Genomic DNA, 12249 nt, shown 5'->3' on the forward strand with positions numbered 1-12249 from the left:
CGCGTGACGCAGCCTCCGACGTACCCGACGCCGCCGGCCGGTGGGTCTCCGCCCGCCGCCGGCGGCTTCGCCCCGCCCGGCGGCCCCCACCCCCAGGGGTACGCCGTGCCGCCGCAACCCGGCCCGTACAGCGGCCCGCCCGCCGGGTATCCGCGGCCCGGTGCCTACCCGACGCCGCCCGGCCCGTACGCCGGGCTGCCCGGGTACCCACCGGTGCCCGGTATGCCGCCGCCCGGCTCCCCGACGCTGTCACCGCGCGGGCTGCCGCTGGCCGGCTTCGGTGACCGGCTGCTCGCCCTGCTCATCGACGGGCTGGTGCTCGGGGCGGCCAGCCTGGTCTTCGTCGTGCCGGCCTTCATCGTCTTCTTCATGCTGGTCCTGCCGGACCTGAGCACCGGGCCCGACGGCCAGCCCATCGCCGACCCGTTCGCCGGCTTCCTGCTGCCGCTGCTGGCGCTGGAGGCCGTGATCTTCCTGGTGATGTTCGTCCTGAGCTACCTCTACCTGGTCGAGATGATGTTCAAGACCGGGCAGACCATCGGCAAACGGGCGATGAAGCTCCAGGTGGTGCCGCTCGACCCGGCCGGCACGCTGACCCGCAAGGCGGCGGCCAAACGGTGGGTCGTCCACCAGGTCGTCGGGACGGTCATTCCCGGCTTCAGCTACCTGGACGGGCTGTGGCAGCTCTGGGACAAGCCGTGGCAGCAGTGCCTCCACGACAAGTTCGCCGGCACCGTCGTCGTTAAGGTTGCCGGGTGAGCGACCAGAGCGACCGCACCGGACAGCGCAAGGCCAGACCGTGAGCGTGGAACCAGGCTGGCACGTCGACCCGGCCGAGCCGACCACCCGACGGTGGTGGGACGGTGAGGGCTGGATCGGTGCCCCGATCCCGGTCCACACCACCCCACCGGACGGTCCGCCGCCGCCCGAACCGGAGCCTGTCGGAGAGCCGCCCGCCCCGGCCGCCGGCAGCCCGACCGCAGCCGGTCAGCCCTCGGCACCCCCGTGGACCCCGAACGCCCCCGGTCAGCCCGGTGCATCAGGCGCACCGCCCGACGGGCCCAAAGCACCCGGCACGCCGGGCATGCCGTGGACCGGGCAACCGGGAGCAGGGCAACCCGGAGCCGGGCAACCGGGGCTGGGGCAGCCCGTACACCCGGGGGCCGGGCAGCCGGAGGGCCACGGGGTCGGACAGCCCGGCGGGCCGCCGCCCGGTTGGCCGTACCCGACCTGGCCGGGGCGTCCGCCCGAGCCCCGCCCGCACGGCGTGCCGCTGGCCGGTTACGGTGCCCGACTGCTCGCCCGGTTGATCGACTTCGGGGTCGTTCTCCTGCTCAACGCGGTGGTCAACGGCTGGTTCGTCTGGCGGTACTTCGAGGAGACCGCGCCCTACCTGCGGGAGGCGGTCCGCCGGGCGATGGCCGGTGACTCCTCACGGGAGGGCCTGCCGGCCATCGGTGAGCAGGCCGGTGGCCTGCAGATCGCCATCCTGGTCATCGCGACCGCACTCTGGTTCGCTTACGAGGTGCCGACAATGGCCTCCGGCGGGCAGACCCTGGGCAAGCGGCTGCTGCGCATCCGGGCGGTGCCGCTCGACGCCGACCAGCCGCTGGGCTTCGGCCGGGCCACCCGGCGGTGGAGCACCATGGGCATGCCCACCCTGCTGTGGTTCTGCTGCGGGCTCGGCCTGCTGCTCCAGTTCGTCGACGCGGTGTCCGCGCTCTTCGACCACCCGCTGCGCCAGGCGTTGCACGACAAGCGGGCCCAGACGGTCGTGGTGCAGGTGCCGCGCGCCGACGACCCCGACACCCCCACCGACCGCGCCGACCCCGAGCCCCAGGGAGACACCCCATGACCGACTCCGGACGTCACCAGCCCCCGCTGCGGCTGACCCGCGCCGACCTGGACGCCCTGCCCGCCTACGTACCCGGGCGCAGCCCGGCCGACCTGGCCCGCGAGCTGGGCCTGGCCGAGGCGATCAAGCTGGCCAGCAACGAGGTGCCGTACGGGCCGCTGCCCGGGGTGGTCGAGGCGGTCACCGAGGCGGTCGCCGGCTCACACCGCTACCCGGACATGGGCGTGGTGGCGCTGCGCGCCGCGCTCGCCGAGCGGTACGGCGTGGACCCCGACCGGATCGCCACCGGCTGCGGGTCGGTGGCCATGGCCGAACACCTGGTCCGGGCCACCTGCCTGCCCGGCGACGAGCTGCTCTACTCGTGGCGCTCGTTCGAGGCGTACCCGATCATCGCGGCGACCAGCGGCGCGAGCAGCGTGCGGGTGCCCAACGACGCCGGCCACGGACACGACCTGGCGGCGATGGCCGCGGCAGTGACCGACCGGACCCGGATGGTGGTGGTCTGCAACCCCAACAACCCCACCGGCACGGTGGTGGGCAAGCCGGAGCTGGACCGGTTCCTCGACGCCGTCGGCGACGACGTGCTGGTCGTCATCGACGAGGCGTACCGGGAGTTCGTCACCGATCCGGCGGTGCCGGACGGCCTGACCTACCTGGACCGGCCCAACGTGGTGGTGCTGCGTACCCTGTCCAAGGCGTGGGGGCTGGCCGGGCTGCGGATCGGTTGGCTGGTCGGCGCCCCCGAGGTGGCCGCCGCCATCCGCAAGGTGGTCACCCCGTTCTCCACCAACACCGCCGCCCAGGCGGGTGCGCTGGCCGCGCTGGCCCAGGCCGACGAGGTCGAACGCCGCTGCGCGCTGGTCGTCGCCGAGCGGGACCGGGTCACCGAGGCCTTGCGCAAGTTCGTCCCCGACGTGCCGTCCAGCCAGGCCAACTTCGTCTGGTTGCCGCTGGGTGAGCGGGCCGCGGCGTTCGGCAGGGCGTGCGAGACGCGCGGCGTGATCGTCCGGCCGTTCGCCGGGGACGGGGTCCGGGTCACCATCGGCACCCCGGCCGAGAACGATGTCTTCCTGGCCGCCGCGGAGGCCGCCCTGTCCTGAGCCGTCGGTCGGGGGCCCGGCGCAGGTCGGGGCCCGGCGGGTCCGAGATCAGGCAGGGTCCGCCGGGGCGCGGGGCAGGTCGGTGCCCGCCGGGGCGGGTCAGGTCGCGGCGAGCACCACCGGCTCGGCCATCAGGAAGTACGCCTGGTCGTCGTCGGCCGGGTCGGCGCGCTCCCGCAGCCGCTCCACCGCGACGTAGCCGCCGGCCGCATACGCCCGGCCGGGTTTCCAGCCGATGCCGTCCCGGCCGGGGGTCATCGGGAACCGGGACCGCTGGGCACCGGTGACGGGGTCGAGGGTGATCAGTTCCCGGCGTTCGGTCAGCACGTAGAGCCGGCCGGCCTCGGTGGCGAGGACGGTCACCGGGCCCAGGTCGCCACGCTGCCAGCGTTCCTTGCCGCTGCGTGCCTCCCGCCCCTTGAGCACCCCGCCGTCGTCGCCGACGGCCAGCTCACCGACCAGGGTGCTGTCGGCGGCGGCCAGGGCGGGGGCGGCCATCGGCGCACCCGGGCCGACCTGCCAGCCCCGACCGCCGGAGCCGTCGTCAGTGCGCAACCCTCGGCACTGCGACCGGGGGGTGAGGCAGCCGACCGGGGTGACGGTGAACCGGTCGGGGGCGTCCGGCGGTCGCCAGCGGGTGGCGACCGTGCCGGTGGACACGTCCCGGAACTCGACCGCCGTCGGCCCACCGCAGGAGTCGACGGAGAAGACCTGCCCGGCGGCGGTGGTGCCCAGGTCGGTGCGGCAGTCCCGGTCGCCGTCGACCCGCCAGAGCGCCCGTCCGTCGGCGATGTCGTAGCCGCGCAGGCTGCCCGCCCCGGAGACCACCAGCACCGTCCGGCCCGCCGGGGCGGGGGCGACGGAGATCCCACGCGGGTCCCAGACGGTGGCCGCCCCGGTGCGCCGGGCGGGCGGGGTGTCGTCCGGTGTCGGCCCGTCGGCCCGCCAGGCGACCCGGCCGGTGAGCGCGTCCAGCGCCACCAGCTTCCCGTCCGACCAGTGGCTGAGCACCGTCGTGCCGGCCGCCAGCACCCCGTCGAGCGAGGCGGGCCAGCGCCGGTACGACCAGAACGGGGTGACCCGGTTACGGCCGTCGGCGGGCTGGTCGGCATAGAGCTGACGCTCGGCGGCATAGACCCGGAGCCGTCCCGCCACCACCAGGGGTGCGACCGGCAGCCGGCCCACCACCCCGATCGCGGGGGTGCCGGCGGGCGGCGGTGCACCCTGGGCGGGCGTGACGACCTCGGCGGGGGCGAGCACCCGGTAGCCGATACCGGCGACCGCCACGAGGGTGAGCAGCGCGGTGGCCGCGACCACGAGTCGCCGCCGTCCCTTCGGGATTCCCATGCCCACCTCCGCCCGGCACCCTACCCAGGCGTCCCCCCTCGGGACCGGTCAGGTCACGCCGCGTCGCGCGAAGGATTCCCGAACCGGCTCCGGCGGGACACCGGACGGGGGAGTGCGGGCGGGGGAGGCGGGGCGCGAGGTCAGGCTGCGGTGGCCCGGCCGGCGCTGCGCACGGTGGCGGCCAGCGCGGTCAGGTCCCGCCGGATCGCGCCCTCCACCGTCCGGGCGGCCAGACCGCCGAAGAGCAGCGCCAACATCCGACCGTACGGGGCGGTCGGCAGCGCCCGGTGCTCGACGGTGAGGGCGGTGCAACCCCGGCGACGGCGCTGGACGGTGCGCAGGGTCCAGGTGATCCGGTAGTCCACCCCGATGCCGGGGGAGCTGAGCACCAGCCGGTGCGGTGGCTCGGCGGCCAGCACGAGGAACTCCTCCGCCTGGTCGCCACCGTCCGGCCGGGTGCGGGTCTCCCGCCAGGCGGTGCCTGGGCCGAGCGGCCCGGGGGTGAGCAGCTCGACGGCGCTGACCGTGCAGAGCCAGTCGACGCGGACCGGCAGATCGGTCAGGAGCGCCCACACGTCGACGGCCGGCGCCTCGATGAAATCGGTGACCGCAACCGTCGACATGACACCTCCCGTGCCGTCCACGGTACGGCGGGTGAGCGGCCAGCGGGGGGCCGGACGATGAAATTCCCGTCACCGGTGCCCCTACCGAGGCACCGGTGACGGGGTTGATCAGGGCCGCAACAGCCCTTCCCGGACGGCGTCGACGAACGCCGTCCAACCCGGTGGGCCGATGACCAGGGCCGGACCCGACGGGTCCTTGGAGTCGCGTACCCCGACCACTGCTCGGGTACGGACGAGATTGTCCGCCACCTCCACACAGAGCCCCTGGTCGTTCGACCGGCTACTGGTGCGCCACACCGCGCCGACGAGATCGTTCATGCTCCTACCTCCTGTCCGCTGGGACGTGTCACGCCGACGCACCCCACGCCGCCGACGGGAGGCGGGCGACGCGGGGTGTGTCGACGGAATCCGAGGGACAAACGCGGCAGGAGGCGCGGACGATCGGACAGCCGGTGCGACCGGCACGACCCGGTGCCGGACGGTCGGGCCGGCAGCGGAGCGGTGCCCCGCCGGTCGAAGCCGGACCGACGCCGGACAGGTTGCCACCGGACCGACACCCGGCCGGTAGGAGCTGGCCCAGGCGTAGGCGGGCGCGATGGAGCCGGGCCGGTCGAAGCCGGGCCGGTGGGTCAGCGGGCGGACAGGATCTGCCCGGTGACCTCGCCGAGGGCGACGGTGGTGCCGTCCGGGCCGGGGGCGGTGGCCCGCAGGGTGACGGTGTCCCCGTCGGCCAGGAAGGTGCGGGTGTCCCCGCCGATGGTGACCGGTTCGGCACCACCCCAGGTCAGCTCCAGGAACGAGCCGACCTGGCCGCGCTCGGGGCCGGAGACGGTGCCCGAGGCGTACAGGTCGCCGGTCCGCAGGGACGCGCCGTTGACGGTGAGGTGGGCCAACTGCTGGGCGGGCGTCCAGTACATGCCGGCGAACGGTGGCGCGGTGACCTGCTCGCCGTTCCACTCGACCGACAGCCGCAGGTCGAGCCCCAGGTGCGGGGTCTGCCGCAGGTAGTCCTGCACCGGCGGGTCCTGCTGCGGGGCCGGGACGAACGCGTCGGCCAGGGCGTCCAGCGGCGTCACCCAGGCGGAGACGGAGGTGGCGAAGGACTTGCCGAGGAACGGCCCGAGCGGCTGGTACTCCCAGGCCTGGATGTCCCGGGCCGACCAGTCGTTGACCAGCACCACCCCGAAGACGTGGTCGGCGAAGTCGGCGGTGGGCACCCGGTCGCCCAGCGCGCTCGGCACCCCGACCACGAAGCCCACCTCGGCCTCGATGTCGAGGCGTACCGACGGGCCGACGGTCGGGCCCTGGTCGGTGGCCCGCTGCCCGGTCGGCCGGACGACGGGGGTGCCGGAGACCACCACCGTGCCGGCCCGGCCGTGGTAGCCGATCGGCAGGTGCTTCCAGTTCGGCAGCAGCGGGGGCTGGCCGGGGCGGAAGATCTGCCCGACGTTGCCGGCGTGGTGCTCCGAGGAATAGAAGTCGACGTAGTCGGCCACCTCGAACGGCAGCAGCAGCTCGACCTCGGCCAGCGGCACCAGCAGCGGCTCGACGGCGGGTCGGTGCGCCGGGTCGGTGAGCAGCTCGACGAGGCGCTGCCGGGCCGCCGTCCACTGCGGGCGACCCAGCGCCATGAAGTCGTTGAGGGTGGGCCGGCCGAACGCCCCGGCGGCCAGCACCAGCCCGGCCGACTCCGCGCCGGCCAGGTCGAACACCAGATCGGCGACGCGTACGCCGATCCTGGGCGGCTGCCCGCCGTGCCGGAACACCCCGTACGGCAGGTTGGTCACGCCGTACGGCGAGCCGTCCGCGCCCGTCACCCAGCTCATCGGTCGAATCCCCCGTTCACCAGCCCCAGCCGGATCAGATCGGTCAGTGGTTCCCGGACGCTGCACGAGCCGAACCCGATCCACAGCGGGCGGTCGGTGTCGCGGGCCGCCCGGGCCGGCTCGACCAGCCGCACCGCGTCGGTGTCGGCGAGCAGCACGGCGACGGCGTCCACCTCGGCACCGGCGGCGGCGGCCAGGGTGGCAGCCAGCACGTTGCCGAAGCCGTGGTGGGTGAAGCCGGTCTCCGGGTCGAGGTGGCGTACCGCGTGGTGCAGGCCGGCGGTCAGCTTGAATGGCAGGTCCCGGTCCCGGCAGGCGCAGATCACCGCGGCCAGCTCGACCGGGGTGGGGAAGAGTTCGGCGGCCAGTCCGCCGGTGCGGAACTTCGCGGCGATCGGCACGCCGGCCGCACGGGCCCCGGCGAGGGTGTCCAGCGCGGCGGTCAGGCCGAAGGTCAGCGGCAGCTCGGCGTACCAGTAGCCGGCCGGTTCGCCGGGCCGGGTCGGCTCCCGGCCGGGGTCCGCCCCCGCCCCGGCGAGCCGGAGCAGCTCGGCCAGGCCGGGCTGCGGGTCCTCGCCGCGTCGGGCGACGGCCGCCTCGACCTGCCGGACCACGATGCCGGCGGCGGCGAGGCGGGCCAGCGCGGCGGGCAGCCGGGCGATGCCGGTGTCGCCGATCAGCCCGACCGGGAAGCCCTCGGTCAGGTCGGTCAGCGCGTCGTCGGCGACGGCGGAGGCGGGCACCAGCAGCGGGCCGACCAGGTCGGCGTACCAGGCGGCGCGGTGTTCGCGGTGTGCGGTGACGGCGTCGGGCAGCGACGCGCTGCCGGGCGGAAAGACGGCGGCGTCGTCGACGAGTCCGGCGAGGAGGCGGGGGACCTGCGTTGACACGAGACAAGAATCTACGGGACGCTGTCAAGGAACGGACAGTGACGTCCGATTATCGGACGTCACCGGCCGGATATCGGGACATTACGGGAGGCGACATGCCGTACTACCGCAGCGTCGGCGAGGTGCCCCGCAAGCGGCACACCCAGTTCCGCCAACCCGACGGCAGCCTCTACACCGAGGAGCTGATGGGCCAGGAGGGCTTCTCCTCCGACTCGTCCCTGCTCTACCACCGGTATCCGCCGACCGCGATCGTCGCCGCCGAGGAGTTCACCCCGCCCGGGCACACCCGACTGCCGAACCATCCGCTCAAGCCGCGCCACCTGCGTACCCACCAGCTCGACGGCGCGGGGGCCGACCCGGTGCTCGGCCGGCGGCACCTGCTCGCCAACGACGACGTCCGGATCGGGTACGCGCTGGCCGACCGGCCGTCCCCGCTCTACCGCAACGCCACCGGCGACGAGTGCCTCTATGTCGAGGCGGGCACGCTGCGGCTGGAGTCCAGCTTCGGCGTGCTCGACCTGGTCGCCGGCGACTACGTCGTCATCCCCACCTCGACCGTGCACCGGCTGGTCCCCACCGGCGACACCCCGGTCCGGCTGCTGACCATCGAGGCCACCGGGCACATCGGCCCACCCCGGCGCTACCTGTCGGTGCGCGGCCAGTTCCTGGAACACTCGCCGTACTGCGAGCGGGACGTCCGGGGGCCGGACGCGCCGCTGCTGGTCGACGGCGCCGACGTCGAGGTGCTGGTCCGGCACCGCTCCCGGGCCACCGGCACCGCCTGGACCCGGCACGTCTACGCGCACCACCCGTTCGACGTGGTCGGCTGGGACGGCCACCAGTACCCGTGGGCGTTCTCCATCCACGACTTCGAGCCGATCACCGGCCGCCTCCACCAGCCGCCGCCGGTGCATCAGACCTTCGAGGGCCCGAACTTCGTGATCTGCTCGTTCGTGCCCCGCAAGGTCGACTACCACCCGGACGCCATCCCGGTGCCGTACCACCACCACAACGTCGACTCCGACGAGATGCTCTTCTACACCGGCGGCAACTACGAGGCCCGGCGCGGTTCCGGCATCGGGCAGGGTTCGATCTCGCTGCACCCGTCGGGCTTCACCCACGGCCCGCAGCCCGGCGCGGCGGAGCGGTCGATCGGCGTCGACTTCTTCGACGAGCTGGCCGTCATGGTCGACACCTTCCGCCCGCTCGACCTCTGCGACGCCGCCGTGGAGTGCGAGGACCCCGGCTACGCCTGGACCTGGACCCGCCACCCCTGACCGTCCCGCCGGGACCGCCCTGGACGCCCGCGCGGGTGGCGGCGATCCAGGGTGGCCGGGACCGCCCTAGACGCCCGCGCGGGTGGCGGCGATCAGGGTGGCCGGGACCGCCACGGCGATGGCGGCCACCAGCGGCCACGGGCTGCCCACCAGGGCGAAGAGCAGGAGCAGGGCCGGGCCGGCCGGGACCGCGTACACGGCGAACGCCAATGGCCGGTCCTCCCGGCGCAGCACCGGCAGGACGACCCGGCTCAGCTCGGGGACCCGCCGGGCGAGCCGCCAGGCCAGCAGGCCGCCACCGGCCGCCGCCAGCACCGCCACCAGCCGACTCGCCCCCGCCCCGCCGGCGGACAGGAACGCGAGCAGCAGGCTGGCGAGCAGCGACCAGCCGCTGCCCACCAGGACGAGCCGGCGCAGCCCGGTCCACACCGGCAGCTTCTCCGCACGGGCCGGCTGCACCGGCGCCAACGCGGCCACCTGTTCCAGCGCCAGCACCCAGCGCCGCCGCTCCAGCCGCAGCACCCCCGGGTCGTGCCGCGCCCCGGCCAGCTCCGGGTCGAGCCGCAACGCCTCCCGGTAGGCCCGTTCGGCCAGGTCGAACAACTCCAGCCGACCGGCGACCAGGGCCAGCACCAGGTGCGCCTGCGGCTCGTCGGGGGCCAGCTCCACCCCACGCCAGGCCGCATTCAGCGCCGGCTGGCCGTTGCGCGCCTCGGCCAGGATCGCCGCCGCGCTCCGCTGGGCGTACGCGTCGGTCGGCCCGGCCGCCAGGATCCGATCGGCGGTACGCGCCGACTCGGCGTACTCCCCCAGGTCGGCGAGGGCGATCGCCCGGACGACAAGCGCGGCGGTCGGCACCACCGCGCCGACCTCCCCGGATCCGTCGTCACCCGGACCGGGGTGACCCGCCCCGGCAGCCGGACCGGCACCAACCGAGGGCCCGGGCGGGCCGGACGGTGCCGCCGGGTCCGACGGTGCGGGCAGCGCAGGCGGTTGCGGTGCCGCCGACGACCACGGCGGGGTAGCCGGGTCCGGTGGGCCCAGCGGAGCAGCCGGGTCCAGCAGTGCAGGGGGGTCCGACGGTGCAGGCGGGCCCGGCGGTGCAGGCGGGCCCGGCGGTGCCGCCGGCGTCAGGGCGTCCGGCGGGGTCGTCGACGTCGGCCACCCCGGCGGAGCATCCGGCCCGGACGACGGCGCCGGCCCGGACGGATACGGCGGCCCGGGATGCCGCGGTGGGTCGGGTCGGGTCGGGGTGATGGCCGCGTCGGCGGCGACGACCGCCGCACCGGGGCGACCGGCGGCGAGGTGCAGCCGCGCCAGCAGCGTCAACGCGGACGGGTCGGCGGGGGCCAGGGCGAGCGCGAAGCCCAACTCCTCGGCGGCCTCGTCGTAGCGGCCCAGCTCGGCCAGCAGTTGGGCCCGCTGCCGGTAGCCGTCCAGGGTCGATTCGTCGTCGGTCATCGCGGGCCTACCCGGCCGCCGCGTCATAGACCAGGGCCACCGCGATGCCGGCGAGGCCCTCGCCGCGCCCGGTGAAGCCCAGGCCGTCACTGGTGGCGGCGGTGACGGTGACGGGTGCGCCGACCGCTGCGGAGAGCACCTGCTGCGCCTCGTCGCGACGCGGCCCGATCCGGGGGCGGTTGCCGACGACCTGCACCGAGACGTTGCCGATCGCGAACCCGGCCGCACGGACCCGGCGGGCGGACTCGGTGAGCAGGGCCACCCCGGAGGCGGCGGCCCACTCCGGCTCGTCCACCCCGAAGTTCGCCCCGAGGTCACCGAGCCCGGCGGCGGAGAGTAACGCGTTGCAGGCCGCGTGCGCGACCACGTCGGCGTCGGAGTGCCCGGCCAGACCGTCCTCGCCGGGCCAGTGCAGGCCGGCCAGCCAGCACGGCCGGCCGGCGGCGAAGGCGTGGATGTCGGTGCCGACGGCGACCCGGGGAACGATCATGAATCGAGGGTACGCGTCAGTGCCCGGCGGCCAGCAGGTGCTCGGCCAGGGTCAGATCGAACGGGCGGGTGACCTTCAGCGCGTACTCCGAGCCAGGGACGCAGAACACCGGGACACCCTGCTGCTCGACCAGGCCGGCGTCGTCGGTGAGCGGATCACCGGCGGCGGCGTGCGCGGCGGCCAGCACCTCCCGACGGAAACCCTGCGGGGTCTGCACGGCCCGCAGGGCGGACCGGTCGACGGTGCCGAGGACGACACTGTCGCCGTCCACCTCCTTGATCGTGTCGATCACGGGGAGCACCGGGATCACCGCCGGGTGGCCGGCCCGGACCGCCGCCGCCACCGTCTCGACCAGCGCGGACGGGGTGAGCGCCCGGGCGGCGTCGTGCACCAGCACGATGCCCGGGCCGGGGGGTACGGCAGCCAGGGCGTTCGCCACCGACTCCTGTCGTTCGGCGCCACCGGCCACCACCAGGACCGGGGCGACCGGGGCCAGCAGCCGCCGGACCGCGTCGACCTCGGCGGCCGGCGCGGCGACCACGACGGTGTGCACGGACGGCGCGGCGGCGATCCGGCGTACCGCGTGCACCAGCAGCGACTCACCGCCGAGCAGGCGGAGCGCCTTGGGACCACCCGGACCGAGGCGTACCCCGGCGCCGGCAGCAGGAACGAGGACCGCGACGTCACCGCGCGGATTGAGCTGCGCGGTCACGTCGCGGTCCTCGGGAATTCTTCGCTGCGGGGTGGGTACGACGATGCGGTCGGATCAGGCCTCGGTGAGGACCTTGTCGAGCAGCGTCTCCGCCTCGTCCTTGGTGCTCTTCTCGGCCAGCGCGACCTCGCCGACGAGAATGTCACGGGCCTTGGCGAGCATGCGCTTCTCACCCGCGGAAAGGCCCCGCTCCCGCTCCCGACGCCACAGGTCGCGGACGACCTCGGCGACCTTCAGCGGGTTGCCGGAGGCCAGCTTCTCCAGATTCGCCTTGTAACGCCGCGACCAGTTGGTCGGCTCTTCGGTGTGCGGTGCACGGAGCACGTCGAAGACCTTTCCCAGGCCCTCTTCGCCGACCACCTCGCGCACACCCACGATCTCGGCGTTCTCGGCGGGCACCCGGACCGTCAGGTCACCCTGTGCGACCCTGAGGACCAGGTATTCCCTGGGCTCACCCTTGATGACCCGAGTCTCGATTGCCTCGATGAGTGCGGCCCCGTGGTGGGGGTAGACAACGGTCTCGCCGACGCTGAAAACCATAGGTTCGAAACCCCTTTCGCTGTGTCTAGGGTAACACGCTCAGGCACCAATGTCCCGCTGCCGTCCTGACCGTTGGCGCAGCTCAGGGGCCCTGTGAGAGGTCTTGCTTCGGCTTGACAGGCGGCCAA

12 protein-coding genes and 2 pseudogenes are annotated in these 12249 nt (G+C 74.7%); 4 read left to right on the forward strand and 10 right to left on the reverse strand.

Annotated features, from left to right (window positions below):
• The first annotated feature begins 3 nt into the window (after positions 1-3).
• The 3 genes from GA0070216_RS18840 to hisC are packed head-to-tail and all read left to right on the forward strand — an operon-like array spanning position 4 to position 2955.
• Entirely contained in the window at positions 4-759 is a 756-nt protein-coding gene (locus tag GA0070216_RS18840; RefSeq protein ID WP_091247568.1) for an RDD family protein, read from the forward strand.
• Between the two features lie 40 nt (positions 760-799).
• The gene (locus GA0070216_RS18845) at positions 800-1855 is read left to right on the forward strand and encodes an RDD family protein (protein WP_091247570.1); all 1056 of its coding nucleotides are present in this window, start codon (positions 800-802) and stop codon (positions 1853-1855) included.
• The gene (gene hisC / locus GA0070216_RS18850) at positions 1852-2955 is read left to right on the forward strand and encodes a histidinol-phosphate transaminase (protein ID WP_091247573.1); all 1104 of its coding nucleotides are present in this window, start codon (positions 1852-1854) and stop codon (positions 2953-2955) included. The genes GA0070216_RS18845 and hisC overlap by 4 nt, the downstream gene beginning before the upstream one ends.
• A 99-nt stretch (positions 2956-3054) precedes the next feature.
• Here the strand turns inward: hisC and GA0070216_RS18855 are convergent, their stop codons facing one another.
• The 5 genes from GA0070216_RS18855 to GA0070216_RS18875 form a co-directional block, all read right to left on the reverse strand.
• The gene (locus GA0070216_RS18855) at positions 3055-4302 is read right to left on the reverse strand and encodes an outer membrane protein assembly factor BamB family protein (RefSeq protein WP_091247575.1); all 1248 of its coding nucleotides are present in this window, start codon (positions 4300-4302) and stop codon (positions 3055-3057) included.
• A 140-nt stretch (positions 4303-4442) separates the two neighbouring features.
• Complete coding sequence (locus tag GA0070216_RS18860) at positions 4443-4925, reverse strand: SRPBCC family protein (RefSeq protein WP_091247577.1); 483 nt, start codon at positions 4923-4925, stop codon at positions 4443-4445.
• Between the two features lie 108 nt (positions 4926-5033).
• Positions 5034-5243: a DUF397 domain-containing protein gene (locus GA0070216_RS18865; protein ID WP_091247579.1), complete on the reverse strand. Its 210-nt coding sequence runs from the start codon at positions 5241-5243 to the stop codon at positions 5034-5036.
• Positions 5244-5554: 311 nt separating this feature from the next.
• A complete protein-coding gene (gene fahA, locus GA0070216_RS18870; protein ID WP_091247581.1) occupies positions 5555-6751 on the reverse strand; it encodes a fumarylacetoacetase in 1197 nt (398 codons plus the stop codon).
• Positions 6748-7641 (reverse strand): hypothetical protein, encoded by an 894-nt coding sequence (locus tag GA0070216_RS18875; protein WP_091247584.1) that lies wholly within the window; start codon positions 7639-7641, stop codon positions 6748-6750. Before GA0070216_RS18875 ends, fahA begins: the two co-directional genes overlap by 4 nt.
• A gap of 95 nt (positions 7642-7736) precedes the next feature.
• Between GA0070216_RS18875 and GA0070216_RS18880 the strand changes: the two genes are divergently transcribed.
• Positions 7737-8918 carry a homogentisate 1,2-dioxygenase gene (locus tag GA0070216_RS18880; RefSeq protein WP_091247587.1) on the forward strand — a complete coding sequence of 394 codons (1182 nt, stop codon included), beginning with the start codon at positions 7737-7739 and terminating at the stop codon, positions 8916-8918.
• A 66-nt stretch (positions 8919-8984) separates the two neighbouring features.
• Here the strand turns inward: GA0070216_RS18880 and GA0070216_RS36625 are convergent.
• The 5 genes and pseudogenes from GA0070216_RS36625 to GA0070216_RS18900 all read right to left on the reverse strand — a co-directional run.
• Positions 8985-9827: pseudogene (locus tag GA0070216_RS36625) on the reverse strand (tetratricopeptide repeat protein); the annotation flags it as partial.
• 351 nt (positions 9828-10178) lie between these two features.
• Positions 10179-10406, reverse strand: a pseudogene (locus GA0070216_RS36630) (tetratricopeptide repeat protein); the annotation flags it as partial.
• Positions 10387-10869 carry a 2-C-methyl-D-erythritol 2,4-cyclodiphosphate synthase gene (gene ispF / locus GA0070216_RS18890; protein WP_091247589.1) on the reverse strand — a complete coding sequence of 161 codons (483 nt, stop codon included), beginning with the start codon at positions 10867-10869 and terminating at the stop codon, positions 10387-10389. The pseudogene GA0070216_RS36630 and the gene ispF, both read right to left, overlap by 20 nt.
• Positions 10870-10885: 16 nt before the next feature.
• Positions 10886-11581: a 2-C-methyl-D-erythritol 4-phosphate cytidylyltransferase gene (gene ispD, locus GA0070216_RS18895; protein WP_091247591.1), complete on the reverse strand. Its 696-nt coding sequence runs from the start codon at positions 11579-11581 to the stop codon at positions 10886-10888.
• A gap of 54 nt (positions 11582-11635) precedes the next feature.
• Positions 11636-12121 (reverse strand): CarD family transcriptional regulator, encoded by a 486-nt coding sequence (locus GA0070216_RS18900; RefSeq protein ID WP_013288937.1) that lies wholly within the window; start codon positions 12119-12121, stop codon positions 11636-11638.
• Between the last annotated feature and the right edge of the window lie 128 nt (positions 12122-12249).

The organism is Micromonospora matsumotoense (assembly GCF_900091525.1).
GTDB classification, from domain to species: Bacteria; Actinomycetota; Actinomycetes; order Mycobacteriales; family Micromonosporaceae; genus Micromonospora; species Micromonospora matsumotoensis.

Bases quoted from the DNA above. Each gene is read 5' to 3' on its own strand.
- hisC (WP_091247573.1), top strand. From the start codon at position 1,852: ATGACCGACTCCGGACGTCACCAGCCCCCGCTGCGGCTGACCCGCGCC.
- GA0070216_RS18855 (WP_091247575.1), bottom strand. From the start codon at position 4,302: ATGGGAATCCCGAAGGGACGGCGGCGACTCGTGGTCGCGGCCACCGCG.
- GA0070216_RS18860 (WP_091247577.1), bottom strand. From the start codon at position 4,925: ATGTCGACGGTTGCGGTCACCGATTTCATCGAGGCGCCGGCCGTCGAC.
- GA0070216_RS18865 (WP_091247579.1), bottom strand. From the start codon at position 5,243: ATGAACGATCTCGTCGGCGCGGTGTGGCGCACCAGTAGCCGGTCGAAC.
- fahA (WP_091247581.1), bottom strand. From the start codon at position 6,751: ATGAGCTGGGTGACGGGCGCGGACGGCTCGCCGTACGGCGTGACCAAC.
- GA0070216_RS18880 (WP_091247587.1), top strand. From the start codon at position 7,737: ATGCCGTACTACCGCAGCGTCGGCGAGGTGCCCCGCAAGCGGCACACC.
- ispF (WP_091247589.1), bottom strand. From the start codon at position 10,869: ATGATCGTTCCCCGGGTCGCCGTCGGCACCGACATCCACGCCTTCGCC.
- GA0070216_RS18900 (WP_013288937.1), bottom strand. From the start codon at position 12,121: ATGGTTTTCAGCGTCGGCGAGACCGTTGTCTACCCCCACCACGGGGCC.